Source organism: Scandinavium hiltneri (assembly GCF_024764835.1).
GTDB lineage: Bacteria > Pseudomonadota > Gammaproteobacteria > Enterobacterales > Enterobacteriaceae > Scandinavium > Scandinavium hiltneri.
The window spans coordinates 112,646-138,425 of the sequence record NZ_JALIGE010000069.1 but is presented as its reverse complement, the minus strand read 5'-3'; the positions used below and the strand labels follow the sequence as shown (position 1 = coordinate 138,425).

The following is a 25,780-nucleotide window of genomic DNA, read 5'->3' as shown; positions in this document are numbered from 1 at the left end:
CCAGGCAAAAAAGCGAAAACTGTCCATAATTCAGGGTACCTAATGTCAGCTTTGGGTTTTTCGCGGCTGGCGTCCCTGTCATGGAGCGGTAAGACAATCGACACGCAATTTCTTTATTCTGAACGGCTGATCCTGCGCCCGGTGCGCCCTGATGACGCCGATTGCCTCTTTCGCATTTACGGCGATCCCGCCACCAACACCTTCAATCCTGCAGGCCCTTATCCCGACCTGACGTTTGCCAGAACGCGGCTCGCGCAGTGGCTCGACGGTTGGCAGAAACATGACATTGGTGAAATGGCTATCTATGACCGACTGCAACCGCAGGAACTGATTGGCTTCGGCGGGATCAGCGTGCGTCCGCTGGGCAACGAGTTGACCTACAATTTGGGCTACCGTTTTGCGACGGAGGCCTGGGGCAAAGGGCTGGCAACCGAGTTTTGCTTCCGCATTCTTGACTATGCGTTCGACGAACGTGCGCTGGAAAAAGTCACCGCGGTGGTGCGCGCCAACCATTTGGCCTCGCAGCGGGTGCTGGTGAAAGCCGGACTGGCGCTGCGTGGGCAGGTGAATGACGTCGCCAATGCGGAGCCGAGTCTGTTCTACGTGTTGAAAGCGGAAGAGTGGCAGCGCAACCGCCAGGAGATGCTTCGCTCGCACAATTCCAGACTAATCGGGTTTTGACAGCCTTCAGACAGGTATGCGAGGATCGTTAGCTTTCTCATCCTGGTTATAATCTTACGTTGTCATGAAGAAATTGTTTATTTGCGCCTTTGCCGCGCTGGCTTTTTTAAGTGGTTGTACAAATTCACCGGCGCACCGCATCGCGGCGTGCGAAAAGAAGGGCGGTTCTGAAGCGGCCTGTACCGCGGCGGAGTGGGATTACGAGAAGGTTAATCCGTTGCCGCAGTACGATCCGAGTAACTACGATAACGCGGCAGCGTTGCAGGCGGCATTCAACGTGAATGCGGCGAAGGTGAAATCGCCGGCGGAGTGAGTTTTAGCTAAAAACTGTCTGATGATAATGATTTTCCGGAATGTCGTTGGTAACAGAACGAAACAAAATAAGAGGAAGATCACAGACTATTTAAATAATCATTGTGATTTACAACGCAATGATTATTATCGCTACGCAAATATGATTGGATTGTTACTGCTACGGCAGGCAAAACCTGACTTTCTCAAACGAGGAATGTCAGGTTTTTTTGTTTTTAATACCAGGTAATTACTCATTCAACTAAATGCAGTCAGCGGCGTGTGTGTTTTTTACGCTGTGGATAACTATTGCCTTTTAAAAGTATTATTATCTTTGGGGTTTTTATATGGATATTGGCAGACACTGTCTCTTAACCACGGTGTTATTAGCACCAATGGCGTTTCCGACATGGGTACAAAGCGCAACGCAATTATCTTTAGAGCAACGCATGGAATTGCTTGAAAAGGATTTACGCGATACAAAAAAAGAACTGCAATATTATAAGTTGAAACAAGAAGAGGATAGTCGAAAAAATATTTCCTCCATCAATGAGTTGTCCAGGCAAACTACACGTCCTGATGAAGTTATTGTGACATCCACTGCGCCGGTATCGAGTGATGCGTCAGCGAACGCAAGTTCACAAATAGCGGCAATCACGATGAAAGATTTAAGTAAATTTGTTAAGGAAGATATTGGTTTTAACTACAGTGGCTATTTCCGTTCGGGATGGGGAACGAGTTCGCAAGGCTCACCCAAGTCCTGGGCGATTGGTTCATTGGGCCGTCTGGGGAACGAATACAGTAACTGGTTCGATTTACAGATTTCGCAGCGCGTTTACAACGAAGGGGGAAAAACGGTTCATGCGGTGGTGCAACTCGATGGCAACGTAGGGCAACAATATTCTGCCGGATGGTTTGGCGATAACGCGTATAACGAAAATTTCCTTCAGTTTTCAGACCTGTATGTCAATACCAAGGGCTTCTTACCTTTCGCGCCGGACGCGGAATTCTGGGTAGGTAAGCACCAGTTACCCATGTATGAAATACAGATGCTGGACTGGAAAACGCAGCGAACCGACGGCGGCGGTGGATTAGGCGTACAGAATATGAAACTGGGTCGCGGTATGCTGGATGTTGCGTTAATTCGTGAAGATATCGACGGTTATAATCAGGATCTCAGTCAGTCGCAGCAACTCAATATTAATACAATCGATATGCGGTATAAATCAATCCCATTATGGGATAATGCAGAATTGATGGTTAATGGGCGCTATGCCATGGCAAATCAAAGCGACCATCAACATAATAATGAAGATCAGAACGGTTATTATCAGTGGAAAGACACCTGGATGTTTGGTGCTGCGCTAAAACAAAAATTCGACCGCGGTGGTTTTAATGAATTTAGTATTCTGGTAGCAAATAATTCATTGGCCAGTAGTTTCGCGCGTTACTCCGGTTCAAGTCCGTACACCTCTTTCAATGGACGGTATTACGGTGAGCATACCGGAGGTACAGCATTACGTGTTGTCTCGCAGGGTGAGGCTTATTTGCGCGGCGATATCATTGTGGCGAATGCACTGGTGTATTCTCGTGGTGAAGATGTTTACAGCTATGAAACTGGATCACATACCGATTTCGAAAGTGTGAGAGTGGTTGTCAGGCCAGCGTATATCTGGAGCAAGTTTAATCAGACCGGTATTGAAGTCGGCTATTTCAATCAGAAAAACAAGAATCAATTTGGCGATGCGTTCACCGAAGCAGGTTATAAAACTACGCTCTACCACGCATTTAAAGTGGATACCAGTATGCTAACGTCTCGCCCAGAGATTCGTTTCTACGCCACTTATATACATGAGCTGAATAACGAACTCGATAACTTTAGTTTTGCGGATGAAAAAAACGATCAGTTAGCCGTGGGTGCGCAGGCTGAAATCTGGTGGTAACCCACCTTCAACATAAAGGAAACAAGGATGAACTTAAAAATGCGTTATTTATCTCTATTAGTGCTTAGCATACTGGGTACTCCGGCCGTTCAGGCGGTCGATCTGCCAGCCTCCGCCCCGGTAAATGTGCCTGCCAGTCAGTATATTACCGGCCTTAATAGTGACAACTCTGTGACCTGGCGTCTGTATGCGCCGCACGCAAAGCGGGTCGCAGTAGTGACAGGCAGCACCCCTGATAGCCAGGTATCCCATGAGATGTCTCGTGACGCAAACGGCGTCTGGTCGTGGCGCAGCGGGCAGCTTAAACCAAACCTATACGAATACTTTTTTGACGTTGATAGTTTTCGAACCATCGACACTGGCAGCCGCTTCCCTAAACCTCAGCGGCAGGTGAATACTAGCCTGATACTGGTTCCCGGCGGGATTTTAGACCAACGCGCCGTTCCACATGGCGAACTGCATACAATCACTTACCCTTCAAGTGCGTTGCAGTCAGAGCGGCAGGTTTATGTCTGGACGCCGCCGGGCTATAAGCCGGACGGCGAACCGCTTCCGGTGCTCTATTTTTATCACGGCTTTGGCGATACTGGCCTGTCTGCGATTACACAGGGACGCATCCCGCAAATCATGGACAATCTGTTAGCCGAAGGCAAAATCAAGCCGATGCTGGTGGTGGTGCCGGATACTGAAACTGACATTAAGCAGGCAGTACCGGAGAATTTTGCCCCAGTGAATACGCGCAAAGATTTTTATCCTGCGAATGCCGCGGCAGCGGATAAAGAGCTGATGGAGGATATCATTCCGCTTATCGGCAATCGTTTCAATGTGCGCAAAGACAGTGCAGGCAGGGCGTTGGCGGGACTTTCTCAGGGCGGATATCAGGTGCTGGTTTCAGGCATGAGTCATATTGACAGCTTCGGTTGGCTGGGGATGTTTAGCGGCGTGAGCACCGTTTCGGTACCCAATGAAGCCGTATCCCGGCTGTTAATGCAGCCGCAGGCTATCAATAAACAACTGCAGAATATTACGCTGGTGGTTGGTGAAAAAGATGGGGTGACGGGTAAAGACGTCGCCGGGTTGAAAAGCGAATTTGAGCAGCGTGGTGTGAGGTTTACCTATAAAAATTATCCGGGCCTCGGCCATGAAATGGATGTCTGGCGGCCCGCGTACAGTGAATTTGTACAGCACATTTTCAATCGCGAGCCGCAGTAGGGGCAGCAATGAAGGTAGCCAAAATACTCAATAACAACGTGGTGGTCATTCTGGATGAAAACCAGCGCGAGCAGGTGGTGATGGGCCGCGGATTGGGTTTCCAGAAACAGATCGGTGATGCGCTGGATACACGCAAAATCGAGAAAGTGTTCGCCCTGCAAAGTGATGAGTTGGTGGCACGTCTGGGCGATTTACTGAGTCAGATCCCGCTGGAGGTGATGACCACCTGTGACCGGATTATTGAGCAGTCACGCGCGCGGCTTGGCAAATTGCAGGATAGTCTGTACATCACGCTGACTGACCACTGCCATTTTGCCCTCGAGCGGCATCAGAAAGGCGTGGCACTGCGCAATGTGCTGTTATGGGAAATCAAGCGATTGTATCCGAAAGAGTTTTCAATAGGGCAACAGGCGCTGGATACCATTGAAACACGCCTCGGAGTGCGGCTGGCAGAAGATGAGGCCGGGTTTATTGCGCTACATTTGGTCACCGCCCAGCTCAACAGCGAAATGCCGGAAGTGATGCACGTAACGCGCGTCATGCAGGAAATTTTGCAGATAGTGAAATACCAACTGACGCTGGACTACAACGAAGAGGCGCTGAGCTACCAGCGTTTCGTTACGCACCTGAAATTTTTTGCTCAACGCATGCTGAACCACACGGTGGTAGCAGACGATGACGCCACGCTGCATACGGCGGTCAAAGACAACTACCCGCGAGCCTGGCGTTGTGCGGAGAAAATAAGTCGCCACCTGGTCAACGAATATCAGCGCGAACTGACTACGGAAGAAGTTATGTTCCTCGCCATTCATATTGAGCGAGTGCGTAAAGAGAGCCTCACGCTTTCTTAAAAAAAGGATTGTTACTGCTTCGGCAGGCAAAACCTGACTATCGGTCCTCTGTGTTGAGTGGCTGAGGTCAGGTTTTTTTGTATATAACTCAGGCTACATAACGCCCGACGGGCGAATGGTGAAAGGAAAGTATCATGCAATATCAAGAGATTGCGCGGGATATTCTGGCCCAGGTAGGTGGAAGGGAGAATATCGTCAATCTGGTTCACTGTGCCACGCGTTTACGTTTCAAACTGAAAGACGGTAAGCGGGCCAACGCGGATGCGCTGAAAAAAAATCCTGGCGTCATCATGGTGGTGGAAAGCGGCGGGCAGTTTCAGGTGGTTATCGGTAACCACGTACACGATGTCTATAACGCGGTTTGTGCCGAAGCAGGGATCACTGACGAAACCGTAGCAGCGTCAACCGTGGGAAAAACGAATCTGCTCAACCAGCTTATAGATGTTATATCCGGCATCTTCACGCCGTTCCTGGGTGTAATGGCCGCATCGGGGATACTTAAAGGGCTGATGGCGCTGGCGGTAGTGTGTGGCTGGCTGACCCAAAACAGCGGTACCTACACGCTGTGGTTCGCCGCCAGCGATAGCCTGTTTTACTTCTTCCCGTTGGTACTCGGTTACACCGCAGGCAAAAAATTTGGTGGCAGTCCTTTCCTGACCATGGCGATAGGGGGGGCGCTGACACACCCGGTTGTTATTCAGGCCTTTCAGGCGAGTGCTGTCACTGAGCATTTCCTCGGCATCCCAATTACGTTCATCAATTACAGTGCCTCGGTTATCCCGATTATTTTTGCCGCGTGGGTCAGCTGCTGGCTGGAGAAACGCTTTAACCAGGTTTTCCACTCCGCAGTGCGCAATTTCTTCACGCCGCTGTTTTGTTTAGTCCTCACCGTGCCGCTGACGTTCTTGCTAATTGGTCCGGCGGCCATCTGGTTGAGTCAGGTGCTGGCGCAGGGATATCAGGCGATTTATGCCTTCATGCCGTGGCTGGCGGGGGCCGTCATGGGCGGCATCTGGCAGGTGTGCGTGATCTTTGGCCTGCACTGGGGGTTGGTGCCGCTGATGATCAACAACCTCAGCGTGCTCGGACATGACACCTTAGCGCCGCTGCTGCTGCCTGCAGTTATGGGACAGGTTGGGGCGACGCTCGGTGTGCTCCTGCGCACACGGGAAAAGAAAATGAAAGTGCTGGCTGGGTCGGCAGTGACTGCCGGTATTTTCGGCATCACCGAACCGGCCGTGTATGGCGTTACCTTGCCTGGCCGTCGACCTTTCATTTTTGGCTGCATCGGTGGAGCAGTGGGAGGCGCAATCATCGGGTTCTGTCACTCCAGTGTCTACTCTTTCGGCTTGGTCAGCGTCTTCACCTTTGCGCAGATTATTCCGCCGAACGGGGTGGATTTTACCGTGTGGGGTGCAATTATCGGGACGGCGGTATCGATGGTGTTAGCCTGCGTGATGACCCTGGTTTCAGGTCTGCCGCGTAAGGATGGACAAGAAACGATTGCCGGCACTGTGGCCGGTGAGAACGACATTCTGGCGCCGATGAGCGGTACGGTTCTTGCGATGGACCAGGTGCCGGATGCCACCTTTGCCAGCGGTTTACTTGGCCAGGGCGCGGCGATTATCCCGCTAACGGGTCAGGTTATCGCCCCGTTCCACGGTGAAGTGGCGTCATTGTTCCAGACTCGTCACGCCATCGGTTTACTCAGTGAAAGCGGTATCGAAGTGCTGATTCACATCGGCATCGACACCGTCAAACTCGACGGACAGTACTTCATCGCACACGTCAAAATAGGTGACAAAATTAAACCCGGCGATCTGCTGATCGAGTTTGATCGGCAGGCTATTCTTGATGCGGGATACGATCTCGCTACGCCGGTTATCATCAGCAACAGTGAAGATTACTCCGCTGTTGTTCAGGCCTCAGACCAGCACACCATCCAGGGCGGGATGCCGTTTTTAACGGTCACTCGTTAAATCAAAGGAGAATCAGATGAAAGCATTTCCTGAAACGTTTTTGTGGGGCGGCGCAGTGGCTGCAAACCAGGTCGAAGGCGCATGGCTGGAGGACGGAAAGGGCATCTCTACGTCTGATGTTCAGCCGCACGGTGTGTTTGGCGAAATCAGCGAACGGAAGTCTGGCGATATGGGCATCAAAGATGTCGCCATCGATTTTTATCACCGCTATCCCGACGATATCGCCTTGTTCGCCGAAATGGGCTTCAGTTGCCTGCGGGTGTCGATTGCGTGGACGCGTATCTTCCCTAATGGCGATGAACAGCAGCCCAACGAAGCCGGGCTAGCCTATTACGACAAGTTGTTCGATGAACTGGCGAAGCACAACATTACTCCAATGGTTACGTTGTCTCACTACGAAATGCCGTGGGGGTTAGTGAAAAATCACGGTGGCTGGGGAAATCGCGAGGTTATCACGTTCTTTGAACGCTACGCCCGCACGGTGTTCACCCGCTTCAAAAACAAAGTAAAACTGTGGCTGACCTTTAACGAAATCAACATGTCGCTTCATGCGCCAATGACCGGTGTTGGCCTTGCGGGAAACAGCATCAAAGCCGAGATTTATCAGGCCATTCATCATCAGCTAGTGGCCAGTGCCCTGGCGGTCAAAGCCTGTCATGAGCTCATACCGGACGCGAAAGTGGGCAATATGCTGCTCGGTGGATTGATGTATCCGCTGACCTGTAAGCCAACGGACGTGCTGGAAACCCTCCAGGAAAACAGGCAATGGTTGTTCTTTGGTGATGTGCAATGTCGTGGTGAATATCCGGGCTACATGCTGCGCTATTTCCGCGATAACAACATCGAAATTGATATGAGCGACAGCGACAGGCAGGCGCTGAAAAGCACCGTCGATTTTATTTCCTTCAGCTACTACATGACCGGCTGCGTCAGCGCTGATGAAGAAGTGAATGCTAAGGCGCGCGGCAATATCCTCAGCATGATCCCCAACCCTCATTTACCGGCCTCCGAATGGGGCTGGCAGATTGATCCGGTTGGCCTGCGCGTGCTGCTGAATATGCTGTGGGATCGGTATCAGAAGCCATTGTTCATCGTCGAAAACGGATTGGGCGCGAAAGATAAACCTGACGCCGACGGTACCGTGAACGATGACTATCGCATCAGCTATCTCAACGATCATTTAGTGCAGGTCAGGGAAGCGATTGAAGACGGCGTGAACGTGCTGGGATACACCTGCTGGGGACCCATCGATCTGGTCAGTGCCTCGAAAGCAGAGCTTTCCAAGCGGTATGGCTTTATCTACGTGGATCGTGACGATCAAGGCAACGGCACACTGGCGCGTTCGCGGAAGAAAAGTTTTTACTGGTATAAGGACGTCATTGCCTCGCGTGGCAGCAGCTTAAAACGCTAACGGGCCCTTAAAATAATGCCGGTCACCATTAAGTGACCGGGATTAACTCTCTGACTTTGCTGTTACTCCGTCATTTGTGCATCTTTAAAGCCAGCCAAAGCGAATCGACAACAGGCTAATAAGGGCAACGGCTGCAAAGAGATTAATCAGGAACACGGTTCTGCTCGACACTTCCATAACGCCTTCCTCTTTTTATCGGCCTCTATTGATATAGTCGTCAGCCAGAGGGTTCGCAATCAGACAAAGTCTGTTTTTACATAACCTGGGCGGTCAGTCGAAGTGAAATGTAAAAATTTGATACACGTCAAAAAAAATGGCATATTGCGCGCGAATTTTTTTGATACGGATCGGTTTTTCCCATGACGCTTTACCAGCACATGCTGATTTTCTACGCCGTAATGGCTTCCATCAGCGCCTTCATCACGTGGTTTCTCACCAAAGAGAGCAAGCGTATCCGCCTGATTGCCACCGTGTTGATTGGTGCCACCTGGCCGTTTAGCTTTCCGGTCGCACTGTTGTTATCGATGTTCTGATCCGGACCGGGGCTCGCCATTTCTTTATTGATACTGTATAAAAATACAGTCAATAAGAGAGGGAGCAACCCATGCACAGTCTCAGTTCTGTTATTGCTGGCGCCACCGTGCGCTGGCACGATTTTCCCGGCAACGGCATCCCGGTAGTGTTTATCCACGGCTTAGGGTGCGCCTCTTCCTATGAGTATCCGCGCATCGTTACCGAACCCGCATTGCGCGAACGACGCACAATCCTGATTGATTTGCCCGGCAGCGGCTACAGCGATAAACCCCATGACTTCGATTTTTCTACCACTCAGCAAGCAGCGGTGGTGATGGAAGTCATTGATTCCCTGGGTCTGAGCCAACTTGATCTCTACGGCCATAGCATGGGCGGCAGCATCGCGATTGAAGTGGCGGAGCGGTTAGGGCAGCATCTGCACACATTAGCCGTCTCTGAGCCTAATTTTCAGTCTGGCGGTGGCTTCTACAGTCGACTGGTTGTCGCGGAACCCGAATCAGAATTTGTTGCCCGGAGCTATGAAAGGATCCTCGCCAATGACAAAACACCCTGGAGAGGATGTCTGCAAAATGTCGCGCCCTGGGCAATGTGGCGCGGGGCAAAAAGCCTGGTCGAAGGCGTGTCGCCCTCGTGGATGGCGCGCTTTCTTGCCCTTGGCTGCGAACGGGCGTTGATATTCGGTGAACGCTCATTACCGGATGACGATGCAGCTGCGGTAGTCAACGCCGGGATCCCGCTGCATATTGTGCCTGAAGCAGGACACTCCATGTCCTGGGAAAATCCGTCTGCGCTGGCGGCGGTATTAGGGCAAATTTTTGCTCAGAAGGGCAGTTGACGCGGCGTGGTTTGCAGTGTTATCCAGCGCAGTTCAGTGAATTCATGAATGCCCGCGCGGCCACCGAAACGGCCATAGCCAGAAGATTTGCAGCCGCCAAACGGCATTTGTGCCTCGTCGTGAACAGTGGGGCCATTAATGTGGCAGATGCCGGATTGCAGATTCTGCGCCACGTTCCACGCTCTGGCGGTATCACGGCTGTAGACCGCGGAAGAAAGGCCGTACTCGCTCTCATTGGCGATAGCCAACAATTCCGCGTCGCCACTGGCGGGAATAATAGCTTTCACCGGCCCAAAGGATTCTTCGGCGCCACAGGCGCATTTCACGGGTGTCGCCGTCAATCAGCGTGGCGGCTTCACGCAGTACCTCTGCGCCCAGATGGACGTTAAAGCCCGCCCAGTGCGGCGTCGCACCGGTTTCAGCCGCCATCACGGTCACGAACTGCTCGCTGCGTTTTTCCAGTTCATCGGTAGCGTTTAGCAGAAGACTGCGGCGAAGCGCAGGCGTGGTGTCGCGCCATGTAAGAAACGCTTTGGCGGCTGCGTCTGCAGCCCGGACAGCATCATTGACGCTGGCCGCCGCCGCCCGACTGGCAACGGCATCGTTAACAGGATTATGCCGTTCAAAGGTGCGCTGGTTTTCAGCCATCACCGACTTACCGGCAATAAACAGGGGACAGATGACAGTCATGCTTACCTCGTTGATCTGGTTGACGAAATGAGTGTAGAGAGTGGTGGAGAGAAGGCCAGATGCCGGGCGTTAATCGCACACTTTATTTTAACAGGGAGTTAAGCATTAAAAGCCCATAACGAACCCATTAATCCCTGTAGATTGCACGGTTTTCTTTTAAGGAGGGTTTTGTGAAATTTAGAACAATACTGGTGTTAGGCGTGGTGATGGCAGGAATTCCTGTGTCGGGTATCGCAGGCGTTTTTGCCGAATCAAGCGGGTCAATGCTCTCCTGTGCTTCAAATGATGGAACGACATACCAGATCGATGTCACGCTTTTCCCGAAGACCCTAAGAGTCAATAACACCTACTTAGAGCTGCAATCCACCCGTGATGCCAATGACGATTTTAAGGTCGGCGTCTATAAGCAGGCCTCCGGGGGATCTAACGTGATGTTTGCAGTAAGAGCAGGGTACAGGCCAGTGCTTTTCGAAAATAACACGCCGTATATTTGCAATTAATACCTGCAGTTAACGTCATTCTTTCACCCCGCAGTGCCTAATGCATTGTGCGTTTTGTTATTAGGGTCGGTCCGTAAAATTAAAATTTGTGATAAGGAGTGCAGCATAAGCCAGCGGAATTGAAGTGGTTTGCTGAATTTGGCCACTTGTTCCAGTTGTCTGCTGCACCATAGACTTTATCGATACCCGCTCCCGGAACATTGTCGTCAGCTATACTCTTATTTTGTCACTTCGCTTTTCATGGCAGCGGTATTTTTTCCCGGAGTGACTACCAGCCACACTGAAACACACACAATGAGCGCGCCGATAATAAACCCTTCATTAATGGTCTCACCCAACGCCAGATAGCCCCAGAGCACGGCAAACGGGGGGATCAAAAAGGTGACTGTGAGAGTGCGCAGCGGGCCAATATCAGCAATAAGGCGAAAATACAGTATATAGGCAAAGGCAGTACAAATAATCCCGACAGCCAGTATACTCGCCCACACCTCTCCCTGAAGCCAGTCAATTGAAGGGCCGGTTGTGGTGCTCCAGATAAAGAAAGGCAGTAAGAACAGAGTGGCTCCAATCTGGCTACCAAAGGCAACGGTTTTTGGATCCAGCCCTCCCTTATTTAAGATCCAGCTCCGGGTCAGAAAACCAGCCACACCATAACATCCGGTAGCCATAAGGCAGGCCACCACACCTGCTATCGTTTCATCGTTGGAACGTGATTCTCCGACGGTGGTAATAACCATAATGCCTATCAGCCCAAGGATCACACCGCCCCATTTACGCGTTGACAGTTTTTCTCCGAAAAAGGCAAATCCAGTCAGCGCTCCCATTAACGGGGTAGTAGCATTCAGAATGGCAGAATATCCGGCAGGTAACCATCTGGCTGCGAGACAGTACATGAAAAAAGGTAGCCCTGAATTAATTACACCTAAAATAAGAGAGTGTTTAAATTTACCCTCGAACTTAACGGATGACTTTAGAATTAAAAGGATAAAAGCGAGCCCGAGAAACCCGAAGAACACCCGTAAAAAAGCGGTGTTAATTGCACCGAATTCAGATGCGGCAATGCGCATAAATAAAAAGCTCGCCCCCCATATAGCTGCAAGTAGTATTAAACGGATATAATCTGCAGTACGCATTTCGACACCCCTTTTATTAAAAATATAATATTGTATACATGGGAAAATTTAAAAAACTTTAAGAGCATGTCATAAAACACACAAACAATATTTTCTTTTATACTTAAGATAAACTAATTCATGAGAACAACCAGATTATGAAATTACCACCTTTACATGCACTAATGTGCTTTGAATCGGCAGGCAGGCACTTAAGCATGAAAAAAGCAGCGGAAGAACTGTGTGTTACCTCCAGTGCTGTCAGCCAGCAAATTGCGAAACTGGAAGATATGACCAGCATGCGTCTCTTCATCCGCAGTGCTCGAAGTCTTGAGCTGACCGATGAAGCCCGGATCTATTTGCGTGCCATCCGGCCGGCATTCAGCCAGATTGCGGAAGCAACACAGCGTCTGATGAATGAAGGCAAACCCAATAAAATTACCATCAGTTGTACCCGTGGCTTTGCGATCCAGTGGCTGCTGCCCCGACTGCCAGTCTTTGAAAAAGAAAACCCCGGCGTGGAAGTGCAAATCAGCACCACTAACCGGCGTGTGGATTTGCTGTCGGAGGGGATCGACTTCGCTGTAAGGCACGGTACTGGCCGTTATCCTGGCCTGGAATCAGAATGTCTCCTGAACGACTGCCTGTGGCCTGTATGCAGCCCCCGTCTTATTCCCCGCGAGCATCCTCTCTCTTCAGCACTGGATATCACCCGCTATACATTGCTGCATGATGAGCACCGGATGGACTGGGCGATCTGGTTTAATGCGGTAGGTTTCTCTGGGGCCGATACGGACAGAGGTCCTGTTTTTGTTGATTCTAATGGTGTTCTGGAGGCCGCCCTGGCAGGAAAAGGTATCGCCCTTATCCGGAGTGCACTGGTCCGAGATGAGATTAAAAATGGCTCACTTATCAACCCGTTAAGAGTGTCTGTTGACTCTCCAGTCGCTTACTACCTTGTGTATGATGAATCGGCTGTTTTACAACGAATGAGCAGGCGCTTCCGGGATTGGCTCACTGCCACTGCTGCTGTCGACAGGAATGAATACCCCGTCTGACGTCAGCATAAAAATAGATCTTCTGTGACAATTTCGTTTGTTGGTTTAGTTAATCTAAATCATCATTTAATTTATATTATTTGCGAAAACCCGTGAATTAATTAGATTTTCTTTCCCGCAGGCCTACATGTTGGATTATTTGAGGGGAGTGATAATTTCCTCGCCTCAACCAGGCTTATCAGATTGCGCAAAGCGGGTGAATCGTTTCCAGTCCGCCAGGCAAACCACAATGGCATATCGCAGTCGTCAAGTTCAGGAAGACGCAAAAAACGGACTCTCGGGACTGGATGGTAGCCGCTGGTCGCGGGAACAATCGCTATCCCTAATCCCGCGGCGACCATACTGAGCAGCGCCAGGTTATCGGCACCATACTGCACGACGCGTGGCTGAAAGTTGTGACGCGCAAAGTGTGCTTGCATGCGATCGAAAAAAACAGGTGAAGCCTGGCGAAAGCCCTCAATAAAATCTTCGTCCTGCAGTTGCGCGAGTGTTCGGGGAGGCTGGCTGGCCCACGGGGAATGTTCATGCACAGCCAGAACCAGATAATCGCGATGCAGGAGGCGAGCATCAAGCCCCGGAATCTTGCCATTATCAAGATAGAGAATACCCGCATCCAGGCGCTCCACACGAAGTCGATCCAGCTGCGGGCCTGAGAGTAACGGGAAGACTTCAAGGGCCACACCGGGATAGCGGCGACGATAGTCGCCAAGTAATGTGGCAACTTGGGGAAACCATAGCTGGGTCACGGTGATCCCCAGTCCCAGTTTTCCCGTCAACCCGCTATCCAAAGCCGTGAGCCTTGCTCTGATTTGGTCACGGCGATCCAGCAGCTCCTGAGCATCTTCAAATAAGGCCATCCCGGCTACCGTGAGCTTCATACCCCGGGCATGGCGTTCGAATAGCCTGACACCCAGACTTTCCTCAAGAAGGTGAATCTGGCGGGTCAGGGCTGGCTGGGCGACATGTACGCGCCGACTGGCAGCCAGCACCGAGCCTTCCTCGACCACGGCAATAAAATAACGCAGCTGACGGAAATCCATGACTCTCACTCTTTTTGGTTTCTGATACGGTATGCCAAATAAGCATACCAGATATCGATTAACAATATATTTACTATATATCGGCTGGACTATAGTTGAACCACCATTCACATTACCTCGCGCTGAGCGAGCGAGTCCAGATAATGACAAAGACCTATAACACGTTGATCGTGCTGCATTTCACGCTATGCACTCTGGCCATGACCTGGCCTGGCGCCCTGATTGGTAACCGTATTGAGCCAACCGTGTTCGGACTGCCATTCCTGTTCTTCTGGTACATCCTATGGGCGGTTTTGCTGTTCTGCGGGATGGCGGTCGCCTTCGTCGCCAGACATGGGGGAGGGCGTCATGAGTGACTCTACAATAGTGACCGGAATTACGCTTATCTACCTGAGCGTGGTGTTGTGGGTGGGCATCCGCGCGCGAGGGCAATCGGGGTCCAGCCTTGAGGGGTATGTGGCTGGTGGGCGACATGTCAGCGTCTTTATTCTGTTTTTCATCATCGGCGCTGAGATTTTTTCAGCCTTTACCTTTCTCGGTGCGCCTGGCTGGGCTTACCAGCACGGTGCAGTCGCGTTGTATATCTTTGCCTTTATCAGCCTGGCCACTATCCCTATTTGGGTACTGGGGCCGCGTGCCGCCGAGTTAGGGCGAGCGCGGGGTTATCTGACACAAGGGGATATGATTGCCGACCATTATCGCAGCCGACCGCTGGGCATTCTTGCAGGTGCAATTGGGGTGCTGGCCCTGGTGCCATATCTGGCGATTCAGATAACCGGTGCCGGGTTACTGTTCCAGGCCGCCACCGACGGGTTTATTCCGTTCTGGCTGGGCGCCTTTCTGGCTTTTGTGGTGGTGGCCATCTACGTCTTCTTCAGTGGTCTGAAAGGGATCGGGTGGACCAATTTGTTACAGGGCATCATGATGGTCAGCATTGCATGGTTCCTGGGGCTGGCGGTTACCCATCGTCTGTTTGGCGGCGTGGGGGAGATGTTCACTCAGATTAAGCTCCAGATGCCGGAATACCTGACCATGCCGGGTGTAACGGGTATGACTTGGGGAGGCGTCTCGACCGCAATTCTGGTTAGTGCCTTTGGCTCGGGAATGTGGCCCCACGTGTTCACCCGCTTTTACTCAGCTGACAGCGCGCGCAGCCTGCGCCAGGTTAGCGTGCTTTATCCACTGTATAGCCTGTTATTGATCCCGCTGTTGCTGATAGGCCTGGCCGGGATGCTTATCTTCGCGGGTTCACCTCTTGCTCGCCCTGACACGGTGCTGCTTGAGGTGGTACTGAAAGTGGCTAACTTTTCTCCGTGGGTAAAAGGGTTGATGCTCTCCGGGGCACTGGCCGCGGCAATGTCTTCTGGCGCCAATCAGGCTCATACCGTGGCGGTCATACTGACGCGCGATATCCTCGGCTCTAATCTGATGCGTAATTCCAGCGAAGCGCAAGCCGTTAGCGTCACGCGCTGGAGCGTGCTGGGACTATCGCTGGTCGCTTACGCCATTGCACTGTTCAATCCTGTTTCACTGGTGGTGCTGTTGCTGGGAGCCTATGGCGTGATTGTGCAATTGATGCCAATGGTGTTGGGCGCGCTTTTCTTCCCATCCCTGAACCGCGCGGGTGTCACCCTTGGAGTGATCGTCGGCAGCCTGACCTTCCTGGTGTGCCAGTTCCTGATTGATTCGCCGCTGGGTTGGCACCCTGGGCTTTGGGGATTGGGCATGAATCTTGTTGGCGTTTACATCGGTCAGAAATGGTTACCCGACACCGCCGTCCAGAGTCGGGCGATTGGCTGAGCCGCTTGGCATTACTGCTTCTTCATTGCCGGTGCGGTCAATGACGCCACCGGTAAAAACCATCCATAAAGGGAAATGAATATGCCTTATGCAATGAATGAAGGTGTGAAACTCTATTACGAAATTCACGGAGAAAAAGGGCATCCTGTCTTTTTTATCCATGGTGGTGGCGGTAATACATTGGCCTGGTTCCAGCAGGTTCCTTTCTTCTCCCGTAATTATCGGGCGATACTGGTTGATTTACGTGGGTTCAAGCACTCTGCTTGTCCGCCAGAGAAGGTGCATCCACAGTTCTTCGCCGACGATATCCGCGTAATTATGGATGCCGAAGGCCTGACACAAGCGGCTTTCGTTTGTCAGTCTCTGGGGGCCTGGGCGGGATTGCGTCTGGCCGTGCAATCGCCTGAACGTGTGTCATGTTTGTTTATTAGCGGTTCACCTACACCGGCTTACTCAGAGACAAACTGGGCTATCCTGAGATCCTCCGGTGATATCTTCAACAGTGGTAAGTTCGGTGGCACTGGTCGCGATTCAGGCATCGGCTGGAACCGTGACTTCATTAAGGCTCATCCCGATATTGCTTTTCTTTATAGCCAGATAAAACTGCTGAATGGTCCCTTTGATGCCCGTACTATGCAGGATGACAGCATCAAACTCTATCCGCAGGATTTCGAGAATTACACGGTGCCAACCATTATTGCCGGTGGCGCCCATGATGATTTTCTCTCTCCTGAGAGCCATTTTCATACTGCAACGCTGGTGCCGGGAGCCGGAACGTATACGTTCCCTGATGCAGGGCATTCAGCCTATTTTGAATCCCCGGAGGAGTTTAATTCGGTAGTGAATGCGTTTCTGACGAAACATGTGAAAGCACAGAAGTAATTATCCCCTGAGCGTATTCCGGAAGAGTTCCGGAATACGCCAGAAAGGGTATTCACTTAATCAGTCGGCGTCACGCGCTCGATAGCCATTGCAACGCCCATCCCCCCACCAATGCACAGCGTTGCCAGACCTTTACTTGCCCCGCGTTTAAGCATTTCATGCACTAATGTGACCAGAATGCGACAGCCAGATGCCCCGACGGGATGGCCGAGAGCAATGGCGCCGCCGTTAACGTTGAGCTTATCTGTATCGAGTTCCAGGACCTGCGCCACAGCAAGAGCCTGCGCGGCAAAAGCTTCATTGGCTTCGATCAGGTCCACCTCTGCCAGCTGCCAGCCCGCTTTGTCGAGGCAGCGACGTGTCGCCTCCGCCGGGGCGATACCCATGATGGCCGGATCCGTACCGGCGCAGGCATACGCCGCAATCCGGGCCAGCGCCGGTATTCCCATCTCTCTGGCCGTTTCTGCGCGCATCAGTAACACAGCCGCAGCGCCATCATTCATCGACGAGGCATTCCCGGCGGTGACGCTGCCCTCTTCGCTGAAGGCCGGGCGCAGAGCAGCCAGGCTTTCCGGGGTAGTGCCTGGACGAGGCTGTTCATCCTGCATCACCTGGCGGGGACCCGTTTTTTCACGAACGGTGATGGGGACTATTTCCGCTTTAAACCGGCCTGATTTGATTGCGTCGGCGGCCTTTTGCTGGGAGAGAAGCGCGAAGGCATCTTGCTCCTGGCGGCTGATTTGATATTGACGGGCAATATTTTCAGCCGTCTGCCCCATGTGATAGTCATTAAACGCATCCCACAGGCCATCATGGATCAGACTGTCCGTCACTTCACCGTGACCTATTCGCATGCCCGTCCGGCTTTGTGACAGGATGTAGGGGGCGAGGCTCATATTTTCCTGCCCACCCGCGATAGCGATTCTCGCGCTACCACACTGTAATGCCTGCACCGCAAGGTGAATGGCTTCCAGACCTGAACCGCACACTTTATTAATGGTGGTTGCCGAAATATCGTAGGGTAATCCACTTTTCAGGGCGGTCTGGCGGGCGGGGTTTTGCCCGCATCCGGCGGTCAGTACCTGGCCCAGAATGATTTCGTCAATAGCCGCCGGAACAATGCCCGCATCGGCTATCAAGCGCTTCACAATCTCACTGCCCAGTTCGGTCGCCGGAAGGGTGGAAAATGCCCCCTGAAACCGTCCTGTCGGGGTACGCAGCGCACCGACAATGACAACGTCATGCATATTCATACCTCTGAACAACGAATTTCAGGAACATACTCTGGCACGATGACATGGCCTTCGGTTTTGCTGAGGATCTCCTCGACGCTGACGCCGGGGGCACGCTCCTTCAGTAAAAAGCTTCCGTCCTGCACTTCCAGCCAGGCCAGGTCGGTCAGCACATGGCGAATGCAGCGGGTACCGGTCAGCGGGAGCGTGCAGCGGCGCAGCAGTTTGGCATTTCCGGCCTTATCGGTATGGGTCATCATCACGATAATATTTTCCGCACCGGCCACCAGATCCATCGCTCCGCCCATGCCTTTCATCAGCTTGCCTGGAACCGTCCATGAGGCGATGTTGCCTTCCACATCGACTTCAAACGCGCCCAGTACCGTGAGATCGACATGACCTCCGCGGATCATGGCAAAGGAGTCGGCAGAATTGAAAAAGGATGCGCCCGCTCTGGCGGTAACCGTCTGCTTGCCGGCATTAATCAAATCGGCATCAACCTCATCCACGGTGGGGAAAGGGCCAATCCCCAGCATACCGTTCTCGGACTGGAGTAACACATCCACCCCTGGTGGAATAGCATTGGCGACCAGGGTCGGGAGGCCAATGCCCAGATTGACGTAGAAACCGTCACTTAATTCCTGCGCCACACGCTGCGCCATTTGCTCACGAGTCAGTGCCATATTTTCTCTCCGTTACATGAGGTCTCATGCGCGCAAGGTTCGTTGCTCAATACGCTTCTCGAACGAGCCCAGAACCAGCCTGTCAACATAGATACCGGGGGTGTGGATCTGTGCGGGATCAAGCTCACCGGGCGCGACAATTTCCTCGACTTCAACGACGGTCACCCGTGCAGCAGTCGCCATCACCGGATTAAAATTTTGCGCGGTGTGGCGATAAATAACATTGCCGTACCAGTCCGCCTTCCAGCCTTTAATCAAGGCAAAATCAGCGGTAATGGCCTCTTCCATCACATAGTGGCGATCGCCAAACTGACGTGTCTCTTTGCCTTCAGCCACAGGGGTTCCAAAACCTGTTGCGGTGTAAAAAGCAGGGATCCCGGCTCCGCCGGCACGAATTTTTTCTGCAAGCGTCCCCTGAGGGGTCAGTTCGACATCAAGCTCACCGCTGAGTAATTGCTGCTCAAACAGGGCGTTTTCACCCACATATGAGGCGACCATTTTGCGGATCTGGCGGCTTTCCAGTAGTAAACCGAGGCCAAAACCATCCACGCCGCAGTTATTGGAAACCACGGTTAAATCACGGGAACCCCGTCTTAGCAGGGCCTGGAGTAAATTCTCCGGGATCCCACACAGACCAAAACCGCCAACCAGAACCGTCATCCTGTCTGAAAGGCCATCCAGCGCCAGTTCATGGGTAGCAATACGTTTATCAAGACCTGCCATGTCGCACCTGTTATGTAAACGAGTTGTGAACTGCATCATGGGTTAATTGGCGGTTATTTGTTAAATTTATTTTTCATATCTTTTTATAGGTTTTATTTATAAATAAAATGTTCACCGTCAGACAGCTCAGCGCCTTTGTCGCCGTTGCCCAGAGCCTGAATTTTTTGCAGGCCAGCGAGCAGTTACATATGACGCAGCCAGCCCTGAGCCTGGCAATTAAAGAGATGGAGTCCCGGCTTGGCGGTCCCCTGCTGATACGGACCACCCGAAACGTCAGCCTGACGCCGGAAGGGGAGATCCTGTTGCCGTTGGCGCGGCAACTGCTGGCCGACTGGTCAAATACCGAGGAGCGGCTTCGTCAGCGGTTTACCCTGCAACGGGGCGCTGTTGCCATCGCGGCTATGCCTGCTTTTGCATCCAATCAACTCCCGGTGTTACTGAAAACGTTTCGGGATCGCTTTCCGGCAATCCATATCACCGTGCATGACGTGATTAATGAACAGGTTATTGAGATGGTTCGGGCGCGACGGGTTGAGTTGGGGATCGGGTTTGAACCCGAAAAATCAGAAGGGCTGATGTTTGAACCGCTGGGCAGCGATAAATTTGTGGCGGTGCTACCGCCGGATTCCGTGTTAACAAAAGCACAGCGGATCACGTGGCCACAGTTGCTACAGAACGATTTCATCACCCTGCAGCGGCCGTCTGCAATGCGACGATTGCTGGAGAAAAAACTGGAGGAACACGGGCTTAAGCCGGATGTGACAGCCGAAAGCCATCAACTGGCCACCATCGGGCGTATGGTGGCAAACGGTCTCGGTTACAGTGCGGTTCCGGCGTTATGTATCAGGCAGATGGAGGAGCTGGGTGCGGTGTGCCGTCCTTTGCATGAGCCGGTTGTTGAGCAAATGGTGGGCATTATCACCCACAGCGGTGAAAACCTGTCGATGACGGTGCAAACGTTGGCAGGGGTCATCCGCGAGTGTTCATCCCCGTGGCAGTGATTTATTCCAGCGTGTCGTTTTGCAAAACGATGTCCATGGTTCTGAGGTAGTGCTCAGTGAGGCAGGCGGTGGCCTGCGCGACATCTCGTGCCAGCGTAGCGTCAAGCAGCTGGCGATGCTCAAGAGAGACATCTCTGGCCTGGCTCGTCGGCGACGTTACCGCCAGTGCGCGATAGCGCAGTGTCTGGTCACATAATGTCGACACAAATTTCAATAGCCAGGGCGAATTGCAGTTCGACAGAAGGGCGGCGTGAAAGGCTTCATGCGCCTCTTCCCACACCGGGTTGAGTTGCCGGGTATCCGGGTTGCGCATTTCATAGCGCTCCATCCGGTGGTGTGCGGCGATAATGCGGCTTTCCCAGTCAATATCTGCGTTGGTGATAGAGCGTTCCAGCGCCTTGCATTCGATATGCAGCCGCGTCAGCGTGATGTCCTGGAGTTCAGGTGCCGAGACACGCTGTACGCTAAAACCTTTCTGATCAACCGCAGCAACGAAACCGGTCATCGCCAGACGAGACAGCGCTTCGCGCAGCGGGATCACGCCAGCGTCATAATGGGCGGACAGTTCTTTCAGACGCATTTTGCTACCCGGCTTCAGATTGCCATTAATAATGTCCCGGCGGACCTGCTCTTCGAGCTGTGATGCCATGGTGCGCTTTTCATTCATCTCATTGACCCATTATGTGTACAGGTACCGAATCGGCATGACTAAAATTATATACAGATCACACAATAGAATTTAAAGTCTAAAAATATATATTTTATGTTGATCGTATATTTTAACGGGATTAGCCTGACTGCATGCCATCTCATTTCACTACAGGAAATCCACTATGCGTTACGTTTACTTTACTCATCAACAGAAAAGCGTGCTGGGCGTGCAAACCGCGGAAGGGACAAAAATCCTCGGGGAAGAATCACTGGATTCATTGCTGAGTCGTGGTGTCGACTTAGTCCGTTATGGTGCAGAAGGGCACGGCGAAACCGTCAATCCGGACGAGAACAGTTATCTTCCTGTTCTGACCCGTCCAGGTAAGATTATCTGCGTTGGCCTGAATTATGCCGACCATACCAGTGAATCACCCTATGCGCAGCCGACTTACCCGACGGTTTTCCCACGTTTCAACAGCAGCCTGCTGGCCCACAATCAGCCGATCATTCTGCCAAAGCTGTCTGATTCACTGGATTATGAAGGCGAACTGGCGGTGATCCTCAAAAGCGGCGGCCGCTATATCACAGCGGAAGAGGCGCTCGATTGCGTCGCCGGTTATGCCTTATTTAATGATGCTTCGGTTCGTGAATATCAGTTCATCACGCCGCAGTGGACGGTGGGCAAAAACTTTGACGCCACCGGGGCATTTGGACCTGAGCTGGTGACCGCAGATGAGCTGCCGCGTGGCGCTAAAGGCTTACGTCTTGAGACAAGGGTTAATGGTAACGTCGTGCAGTCGGCCAGCACTGACGACATGCTGTTCGATGTGGCCACCCTGATTTCAACCTTAAGCGAAGCCATCACCCTGGAAGCCGGTGATGTTATCGTGACCGGAACCCCGGCTGGTGTTGGTTTTGGTATGAATCCAAAAAGCTATCTCAAAGAGGGAGATATTGTGGAAGTGAGCGTCGAGCAAATTGGTACATTGCGCAACCCGGTGGCCTTAGAAAAATAAATGACAAAACCGATGTGCCCTACAACTCCCGGGAGGACGTATGACCCAAACGCGCGGTGTTCATTCAATCGACCACTTTTCCCTTTTTGTACCTTCGCTGGCTGAAGCCGAATATTTTTATCGTAGCTTTGGCCTGATAACAGAAAATAAAGAAACGGAGCTGACATTAACCGCAGGGGATGGTCATCTCTGGGCCAAAATATATCCTGCTGAGCGCAAGAGCCTGGCTTATATCAGCTTTAATTGCTATCCGCAGGATTATGAATTTCTTTTACAGCAGGTACGAGCCTGCGGTATCCAGCCAGAAATTGTTCCCCATGAAGGCTTCTGGTTTAGCGATCCGGAAGGGAACCGTCTGAACATAAAACCAGGTGAAAAGACCATCCCGGATAGCAAACGTATTCCGCCCACCCGGGTATCCGTGGCTGACAAGCGAGGGACGGTAACCCGTGATGCAGTCGACAAGGTTGAGCCGCATCGACTCTCTCATCTTTTATTATTCACGGCTGACGTGCCGCGCGCTATTGCGTTCTATCAACAGACGCTAGGGCTTAATTTGTCTGATTTTTCTCAGGATATTATTGCCTTTATGCATGCCCGGCACGGCTGCGATCACCATCTGGTGGCCTTTGCCAAAAGCAGCGGCAAAGGATTTCATCATGCCGCCTGGGAAGTGGACTCCATTGATGAGGTGGGCAACGGTGCAACACAAATGGCCGCCGCCGGATTTAAAGATGGCTGGGGAACTGGCAGGCATTGTCTCGGCTCGAATTATTTCCATTATGTCCGCGATCCCTGGGGCTCTTTCTGTGAATATTCCGCCGATATCGATTTTATTAGCGCTAATATAAACTGGCCGACCGGTGATTTTCTGCCGGAAAATTCGCTCTATTTATGGGGCCCTGACGTTCCCGCTTATTTTATCCATAACACTGAAATTGACGGGTATAAATGCCCGGTTTCCTCATAAAAGAGCACAGGCAGAAAGTTATGAATAACGATACGTATGATATTGCCATTGTCGGTTATGGCCCGGTAGGACAACTGCTGGCGTTAGTCATGGGGCGGCAGGGTTACAACATTGCCGTCTATGAACGCTGGGAGTCTCTTTATCCGTTACCCCGGGCTGTTTTTCACGATCATGAGATTCGCCGTATGCTGCGTTTACTGGATCTGGAGGAGGAAGTGGCGGCGATTTCGCATCCTTCTTCGCTGTATCAGTGGTTTAACGCACAATGGAAAATGCTGGTAGAAGTGGACTGGGCTTGCGAATCGATAAGTGATGGTCCTTTTGGTTACTTCTTTAATCAGCCAGAGCTGGAAGCCATATTTGATAAGCACGTCAAATTGCTGCCGAATGTGCACGTGCATCAGGGCTGGGAACTCAGAGCGCTACAGCAACATCCCAACAATTGCGAGTTGCTACTGTCGCCTACCGCGGAACACGATAACCTGCAGGCACCGACGCGTCAGATAAAGGCCCGCTTCGTCATCGGTGCGGATGGCGCCAACAGTACGGTGAGAAATGCGTGTGGCATCGAATGGCAGGATTTAGGTTTTGCGGAAGACTGGCTGGTGGTGGATGTTAAGCCGCATGAAGGGGTCAGGCTTGAGGTTCCCGAGGCAGCGCAGTGGTGTAATCCTGACCGCCCAACCACGCTGGTGCCGGGGGGGCCGGGGTACCGCCGTTGGGAGTTTATGCGTCTGCCGCACGAAAGCCTTAGCGATTTGCAGTCCACAGAGAAGGTCTGGCAGTTGCTGAAACCGTGGGTGACGGAAGACACCGTGACGCTGGTTCGCCATGCGGTGTATCAGTTCCGTTCTCGTATCGCCGAAAACTGGCATCAGGGACGTGTCCTGCTGGCCGGGGATGCCGCCCATCTTATGCCACCGTTCATGGGGCAGGGGATGTGTTCCGGATTACGGGATGTGTGGAACCTGAGCTGGCGCCTGGAGCGGATTTTACGCGGTGTATCCGATGCAACCCTGCTGGAGGATTATACCAAAGAGCGCAAACCACAGATCCAGGCGGTGATTGAAGCCTCAATGGCGATGGGGCGGGTTGTTTGTGTCGCCGATAACCAACAGGCTCAGGCGCGTGATGACGCGTATTTTCAGGGGAAAGTGCCACCCGTTCCGCCATTCCCGGGGATTACGGACGGCCTGATTTATCCTGATGAAAAAGGCCTGGCAGGACAGTTGTTTATTCATGGACCTGTACGCCGACGAGGCAATACGCAGCGCTTTGATGAATGGTTTGGCCGAGGTTTTCATTTGATCGTATCTGACGATGTTGTCTTTCCGTCATTACGCGACATGACCGAAACGATAATGCAGCAGGCTGGCGGTGAACTGGTTGTTATTTCAGCGACCGAGCATCCGGACAGCTATACGGATGTTTCAGGTAAATTCCTCGCCTTTATGCGGGAGAATCAGGTCAAGGCCGTGCTTATTCGTCCCGATTTTTATATTTACGGTGCGGTGAGTTCTGTGGAGGAAATACCTGATTTATTACAGCACCTCCGCCAATCTTTGCCTGCCTGCGATAACGTCGCCTGAACAACAGTACCAGGAGGCCAAGCCTCCTGGTACTGTTTTGATTTACACTTCACCCATTATGGCTTCGAAAAGATGATACCGAAAGGTTCAGACTGTTCCGCTTAAGCAAACTGAGGGAACAGGGTGAGTGCGTTGTTACGCATAAAATCGGCCCGGATCGCTGACGTTAGCTCGGGACTTCCGTCAAGTTGTGCCGCCAGCCCGGTGACCAGTGGCTCCGGCGTATAAGGGTAATCACTGCCGTATAAAATACGTTTCGGGTCGGCGATTTCCAGCAAGGCTTTCAGTTGGCGTGGCAGTGGGAATCCCGCCAGGTCGTAATACATACCGCGTAATGAAGCCATAAATTTCGATGAGTCCAGTTTTTCAGGCAAACCCAGCGCAGGCGAAAGGCCCGTCACACGATCGGCCAGTACAGGGATTGTCGCTCCTGCATGTGGCACGATAATCTGGACATTCGGGTAGCGAACCAGGGTGCCCGAAAGCAGCAAATTAAACACCGTGCGCGTAGTTTCGAACATAAACTCAATCATCGGGAAGGGATAACCGATGGGTGGAAGTGATGCCGCGTTTTCACCTTTCGGCTGAACCTGACAGCATGGACAATGCGGATTAGTCGGGTGGATGAAAATCTTCGCATGTCGGCGATTCAGTTCCTCAAACACCGGGTCGAACCGGGTGTCACCGAGATAGATACCATGGAAATTACTCTCGAGGACCACTCCGTCAGCCTTCAGCGTATCAAAGGCATAGTCCAGCTCGCGCAGTGCGCTGTCGACATCAGGTAACGGTAGTGTGGCAAACATGCCAAAACGTTGCGGATGTTCCTGTGCGACTTTTGCCCCTTCTTCATTCACATAGCGGGCCAGATCCCGGGCGGCGGCGTTGTCACCAAAGTGGACGCCTGGCGCTGAGACAGAAAGGATGGCACTGCCAATCTGGTTACGGTCCATCATGTCGAGGTGTTCATTAACGTTCCACTCAGGAATGGCGGGCATCCCTGATGGCTTCGAATGACCCGCAGCGGCAAGCGCCGCACGGTAGCGTTCGGGCAGAAAGTGTGAATGCACATCGATTCTCTGGACCATTTTTTACC

General features: G+C 52.1%; 26 protein-coding genes and 2 pseudogenes. 18 read left to right on the top strand and 10 right to left on the bottom strand.

Going from position 1 to position 25,780, the window contains the following annotated elements; translation table 11 throughout:
• The first annotated feature begins 42 nt into the window (after window positions 1-42).
• The 7 genes from MUU47_RS05165 to MUU47_RS05135 all read left to right on the top strand — a co-directional run bounded on the left by MUU47_RS05165 (window position 43) and on the right by MUU47_RS05135 (window position 8,368).
• The gene (locus MUU47_RS05165) at window positions 43-681 is read left to right on the top strand and encodes a GNAT family N-acetyltransferase (protein ID WP_258987110.1); all 639 of its coding nucleotides are present in this window, start codon (window positions 43-45) and stop codon (window positions 679-681) included.
• Between the two features lie 64 nt (window positions 682-745).
• Window positions 746-994 (top strand): hypothetical protein, encoded by a 249-nt coding sequence (locus MUU47_RS05160; protein ID WP_258987108.1) that lies wholly within the window; start codon window positions 746-748, stop codon window positions 992-994.
• Between the two features lie 331 nt (window positions 995-1,325).
• Entirely contained in the window at window positions 1,326-2,915 is a 1,590-nt protein-coding gene (locus tag MUU47_RS05155; protein ID WP_258987251.1) for a carbohydrate porin, read from the top strand.
• 39 nt (window positions 2,916-2,954) lie between these two features.
• The gene (locus tag MUU47_RS05150; RefSeq protein WP_309578255.1) at window positions 2,955-4,127 is read left to right on the top strand and encodes an alpha/beta hydrolase-fold protein; all 1,173 of its coding nucleotides are present in this window, start codon (window positions 2,955-2,957) and stop codon (window positions 4,125-4,127) included.
• An 8-nt stretch (window positions 4,128-4,135) separates the two neighbouring features.
• Window positions 4,136-4,978, top strand: coding sequence for a BglG family transcription antiterminator LicT (licT, locus tag MUU47_RS05145; protein WP_258987106.1), 843 nt, complete (start codon window positions 4,136-4,138; stop codon window positions 4,976-4,978).
• 134 nt (window positions 4,979-5,112) lie between these two features.
• On the top strand, window positions 5,113-6,957 hold the full coding sequence (gene bglF, locus MUU47_RS05140; protein WP_258987105.1) for a PTS beta-glucoside transporter subunit IIABC: 1,845 nt from the start codon (window positions 5,113-5,115) through the stop codon (window positions 6,955-6,957).
• Window positions 6,958-6,973: 16 nt separating this feature from the next.
• The gene (locus MUU47_RS05135; RefSeq protein ID WP_258987104.1) at window positions 6,974-8,368 is read left to right on the top strand and encodes a glycoside hydrolase family 1 protein; all 1,395 of its coding nucleotides are present in this window, start codon (window positions 6,974-6,976) and stop codon (window positions 8,366-8,368) included.
• An 84-nt stretch (window positions 8,369-8,452) separates the two neighbouring features.
• Here MUU47_RS05135 and yncL read toward each other — a convergent pair whose 3' ends face one another.
• A complete protein-coding gene (yncL, locus tag MUU47_RS05130) occupies window positions 8,453-8,545 on the bottom strand; it encodes a stress response membrane protein YncL (protein ID WP_258987103.1) in 93 nt (30 codons plus the stop codon).
• A 182-nt stretch (window positions 8,546-8,727) separates the two neighbouring features.
• Here yncL and MUU47_RS05125 point away from each other — a divergent pair, with 182 nt between their 5' ends.
• Together MUU47_RS05125 and MUU47_RS05120 are read left to right on the top strand one after the other, a co-directional pair.
• The gene (locus MUU47_RS05125) at window positions 8,728-8,901 is read left to right on the top strand and encodes a GhoT/OrtT family toxin (protein WP_110508114.1); all 174 of its coding nucleotides are present in this window, start codon (window positions 8,728-8,730) and stop codon (window positions 8,899-8,901) included.
• A gap of 71 nt (window positions 8,902-8,972) precedes the next feature.
• Window positions 8,973-9,737: an alpha/beta fold hydrolase gene (locus MUU47_RS05120; RefSeq protein WP_258987102.1), complete on the top strand. Its 765-nt coding sequence runs from the start codon at window positions 8,973-8,975 to the stop codon at window positions 9,735-9,737.
• On the opposite strand, the pseudogene MUU47_RS23575 reads toward MUU47_RS05120, so the two are convergent.
• Together MUU47_RS23575 and MUU47_RS23570 are read right to left on the bottom strand one after the other, a co-directional pair.
• Window positions 9,722-10,085 (bottom strand): annotated as a pseudogene (locus tag MUU47_RS23575) (aldehyde dehydrogenase family protein); the annotation flags it as partial. The gene MUU47_RS05120 and the pseudogene MUU47_RS23575 sit on opposite strands and share 16 nt — an antisense overlap.
• Before the next feature lie 36 nt (window positions 10,086-10,121).
• Window positions 10,122-10,385 (bottom strand): annotated as a pseudogene (locus MUU47_RS23570) (aldehyde dehydrogenase family protein); the annotation flags it as partial.
• 212 nt (window positions 10,386-10,597) lie between these two features.
• Between MUU47_RS23570 and MUU47_RS05110 the strand changes: the two are divergent.
• The gene (locus MUU47_RS05110; protein ID WP_258987101.1) at window positions 10,598-10,927 is read left to right on the top strand and encodes a hypothetical protein; all 330 of its coding nucleotides are present in this window, start codon (window positions 10,598-10,600) and stop codon (window positions 10,925-10,927) included.
• Window positions 10,928-11,145: 218 nt separating this feature from the next.
• Here the strand turns inward: MUU47_RS05110 and MUU47_RS05105 are convergent, their stop codons facing one another.
• Entirely contained in the window at window positions 11,146-12,060 is a 915-nt protein-coding gene (locus tag MUU47_RS05105; RefSeq protein ID WP_258987099.1) for a DMT family transporter, read from the bottom strand.
• Between the two features lie 137 nt (window positions 12,061-12,197).
• Between MUU47_RS05105 and gcvA the strand changes: the two genes are divergently transcribed.
• On the top strand, window positions 12,198-13,097 hold the full coding sequence (gene gcvA, locus MUU47_RS05100; protein ID WP_258987098.1) for a transcriptional regulator GcvA: 900 nt from the start codon (window positions 12,198-12,200) through the stop codon (window positions 13,095-13,097).
• A 101-nt stretch (window positions 13,098-13,198) separates the two neighbouring features.
• Here gcvA and MUU47_RS05095 read toward each other — a convergent pair whose 3' ends face one another.
• A complete protein-coding gene (locus MUU47_RS05095) occupies window positions 13,199-14,137 on the bottom strand; it encodes a LysR family transcriptional regulator (protein ID WP_258987097.1) in 939 nt (312 codons plus the stop codon).
• A 143-nt stretch (window positions 14,138-14,280) separates the two neighbouring features.
• On the opposite strand from MUU47_RS05095, the gene MUU47_RS05090 reads away from it, so the two are divergent.
• The 3 genes from MUU47_RS05090 (at window position 14,281) to MUU47_RS05080 (ending at window position 16,819) form a co-directional block, all read left to right on the top strand.
• Window positions 14,281-14,493, top strand: coding sequence for a hypothetical protein (locus MUU47_RS05090; RefSeq protein WP_258987096.1), 213 nt, complete (start codon window positions 14,281-14,283; stop codon window positions 14,491-14,493).
• Window positions 14,486-15,937 (top strand): sodium:solute symporter family protein, encoded by a 1,452-nt coding sequence (locus MUU47_RS05085; RefSeq protein WP_258987095.1) that lies wholly within the window; start codon window positions 14,486-14,488, stop codon window positions 15,935-15,937. The genes MUU47_RS05090 and MUU47_RS05085 overlap by 8 nt, the downstream gene beginning before the upstream one ends.
• An 81-nt stretch (window positions 15,938-16,018) precedes the next feature.
• Complete coding sequence (locus MUU47_RS05080; RefSeq protein WP_258987094.1) at window positions 16,019-16,819, top strand: alpha/beta fold hydrolase; 801 nt, start codon at window positions 16,019-16,021, stop codon at window positions 16,817-16,819.
• A gap of 56 nt (window positions 16,820-16,875) precedes the next feature.
• Here the strand turns inward: MUU47_RS05080 and MUU47_RS05075 are convergent, their stop codons facing one another.
• From MUU47_RS05075 to MUU47_RS05065, 3 genes are read right to left on the bottom strand one after another with little or no spacing between them, the layout of a single operon-like run.
• Window positions 16,876-18,066: an acetyl-CoA C-acetyltransferase gene (locus tag MUU47_RS05075; RefSeq protein WP_258987093.1), complete on the bottom strand. Its 1,191-nt coding sequence runs from the start codon at window positions 18,064-18,066 to the stop codon at window positions 16,876-16,878.
• A 2-nt stretch (window positions 18,067-18,068) separates the two neighbouring features.
• The gene (locus MUU47_RS05070) at window positions 18,069-18,734 is read right to left on the bottom strand and encodes a 3-oxoacid CoA-transferase subunit B (RefSeq protein ID WP_258987092.1); all 666 of its coding nucleotides are present in this window, start codon (window positions 18,732-18,734) and stop codon (window positions 18,069-18,071) included.
• A 24-nt stretch (window positions 18,735-18,758) separates the two neighbouring features.
• Window positions 18,759-19,457, bottom strand: a complete 699-nt coding sequence (locus MUU47_RS05065; protein ID WP_258987091.1) for a CoA transferase subunit A — start codon at window positions 19,455-19,457, stop codon at window positions 18,759-18,761.
• Between the two features lie 107 nt (window positions 19,458-19,564).
• Between MUU47_RS05065 and MUU47_RS05060 the strand changes: the two genes are divergently transcribed.
• The gene (locus MUU47_RS05060) at window positions 19,565-20,458 is read left to right on the top strand and encodes a LysR family transcriptional regulator (RefSeq protein WP_258987090.1); all 894 of its coding nucleotides are present in this window, start codon (window positions 19,565-19,567) and stop codon (window positions 20,456-20,458) included.
• 1 nt (window position 20,459) lies between these two features.
• On the opposite strand, the gene MUU47_RS05055 is transcribed toward MUU47_RS05060, so the two are convergent.
• The gene (locus tag MUU47_RS05055) at window positions 20,460-21,125 is read right to left on the bottom strand and encodes a GntR family transcriptional regulator (RefSeq protein WP_258987089.1); all 666 of its coding nucleotides are present in this window, start codon (window positions 21,123-21,125) and stop codon (window positions 20,460-20,462) included.
• A gap of 166 nt (window positions 21,126-21,291) precedes the next feature.
• Between MUU47_RS05055 and MUU47_RS05050 the strand changes: the two genes are divergently transcribed.
• The 3 genes from MUU47_RS05050 to mhpA are packed head-to-tail and all read left to right on the top strand — an operon-like array spanning window position 21,292 to window position 24,684.
• Window positions 21,292-22,125 (top strand): fumarylacetoacetate hydrolase family protein, encoded by an 834-nt coding sequence (locus MUU47_RS05050; RefSeq protein ID WP_258987087.1) that lies wholly within the window; start codon window positions 21,292-21,294, stop codon window positions 22,123-22,125.
• A 40-nt stretch (window positions 22,126-22,165) separates the two neighbouring features.
• Window positions 22,166-23,095 carry a VOC family protein gene (locus MUU47_RS05045; RefSeq protein ID WP_258987085.1) on the top strand — a complete coding sequence of 310 codons (930 nt, stop codon included), beginning with the start codon at window positions 22,166-22,168 and terminating at the stop codon, window positions 23,093-23,095.
• Window positions 23,096-23,115: 20 nt separating this feature from the next.
• Entirely contained in the window at window positions 23,116-24,684 is a 1,569-nt protein-coding gene (mhpA, locus tag MUU47_RS05040) for a bifunctional 3-(3-hydroxy-phenyl)propionate/3-hydroxycinnamic acid hydroxylase MhpA (protein ID WP_258987084.1), read from the top strand.
• A gap of 101 nt (window positions 24,685-24,785) precedes the next feature.
• Here the strand turns inward: mhpA and MUU47_RS05035 are convergent, their stop codons facing one another.
• Complete coding sequence (locus tag MUU47_RS05035) at window positions 24,786-25,772, bottom strand: amidohydrolase family protein (protein WP_258987083.1); 987 nt, start codon at window positions 25,770-25,772, stop codon at window positions 24,786-24,788.
• Between the last annotated feature and the right edge of the window lie 8 nt (window positions 25,773-25,780).

Coding starts and splice junctions, on each gene's coding strand:
- MUU47_RS05165 (WP_258987110.1), top strand. CDS start 43: ATGTCAGCTTTGGGTTTTTCGCGGCTGGCGTCCCTGTCATGGAGCGGT.
- MUU47_RS05065 (WP_258987091.1), bottom strand. CDS start 19,457: ATGGCAGGTCTTGATAAACGTATTGCTACCCATGAACTGGCGCTGGAT.
- MUU47_RS05075 (WP_258987093.1), bottom strand. CDS start 18,066: ATGCATGACGTTGTCATTGTCGGTGCGCTGCGTACCCCGACAGGACGG.
- licT (WP_258987106.1), top strand. CDS start 4,136: ATGAAGGTAGCCAAAATACTCAATAACAACGTGGTGGTCATTCTGGAT.
- gcvA (WP_258987098.1), top strand. CDS start 12,198: ATGAAATTACCACCTTTACATGCACTAATGTGCTTTGAATCGGCAGGC.
- MUU47_RS05045 (WP_258987085.1), top strand. CDS start 22,166: ATGACCCAAACGCGCGGTGTTCATTCAATCGACCACTTTTCCCTTTTT.
- MUU47_RS05125 (WP_110508114.1), top strand. CDS start 8,728: ATGACGCTTTACCAGCACATGCTGATTTTCTACGCCGTAATGGCTTCC.
- MUU47_RS05085 (WP_258987095.1), top strand. CDS start 14,486: ATGAGTGACTCTACAATAGTGACCGGAATTACGCTTATCTACCTGAGC.
- MUU47_RS05135 (WP_258987104.1), top strand. CDS start 6,974: ATGAAAGCATTTCCTGAAACGTTTTTGTGGGGCGGCGCAGTGGCTGCA.
- MUU47_RS05120 (WP_258987102.1), top strand. CDS start 8,973: ATGCACAGTCTCAGTTCTGTTATTGCTGGCGCCACCGTGCGCTGGCAC.
- mhpA (WP_258987084.1), top strand. CDS start 23,116: ATGAATAACGATACGTATGATATTGCCATTGTCGGTTATGGCCCGGTA.
- MUU47_RS05060 (WP_258987090.1), top strand. CDS start 19,565: ATGTTCACCGTCAGACAGCTCAGCGCCTTTGTCGCCGTTGCCCAGAGC.
- MUU47_RS05095 (WP_258987097.1), bottom strand. CDS start 14,137: ATGGATTTCCGTCAGCTGCGTTATTTTATTGCCGTGGTCGAGGAAGGC.
- MUU47_RS05050 (WP_258987087.1), top strand. CDS start 21,292: ATGCGTTACGTTTACTTTACTCATCAACAGAAAAGCGTGCTGGGCGTG.
- MUU47_RS05090 (WP_258987096.1), top strand. CDS start 14,281: ATGACAAAGACCTATAACACGTTGATCGTGCTGCATTTCACGCTATGC.
- MUU47_RS05150 (WP_309578255.1), top strand. CDS start 2,955: ATGCGTTATTTATCTCTATTAGTGCTTAGCATACTGGGTACTCCGGCC.
- MUU47_RS05160 (WP_258987108.1), top strand. CDS start 746: ATGAAGAAATTGTTTATTTGCGCCTTTGCCGCGCTGGCTTTTTTAAGT.
- yncL (WP_258987103.1), bottom strand. CDS start 8,545: ATGGAAGTGTCGAGCAGAACCGTGTTCCTGATTAATCTCTTTGCAGCC.
- bglF (WP_258987105.1), top strand. CDS start 5,113: ATGCAATATCAAGAGATTGCGCGGGATATTCTGGCCCAGGTAGGTGGA.
- MUU47_RS05055 (WP_258987089.1), bottom strand. CDS start 21,125: ATGAATGAAAAGCGCACCATGGCATCACAGCTCGAAGAGCAGGTCCGC.
- MUU47_RS05105 (WP_258987099.1), bottom strand. CDS start 12,060: ATGCGTACTGCAGATTATATCCGTTTAATACTACTTGCAGCTATATGG.
- MUU47_RS05080 (WP_258987094.1), top strand. CDS start 16,019: ATGCCTTATGCAATGAATGAAGGTGTGAAACTCTATTACGAAATTCAC.
- MUU47_RS05035 (WP_258987083.1), bottom strand. CDS start 25,772: ATGGTCCAGAGAATCGATGTGCATTCACACTTTCTGCCCGAACGCTAC.
- MUU47_RS05070 (WP_258987092.1), bottom strand. CDS start 18,734: ATGGCACTGACTCGTGAGCAAATGGCGCAGCGTGTGGCGCAGGAATTA.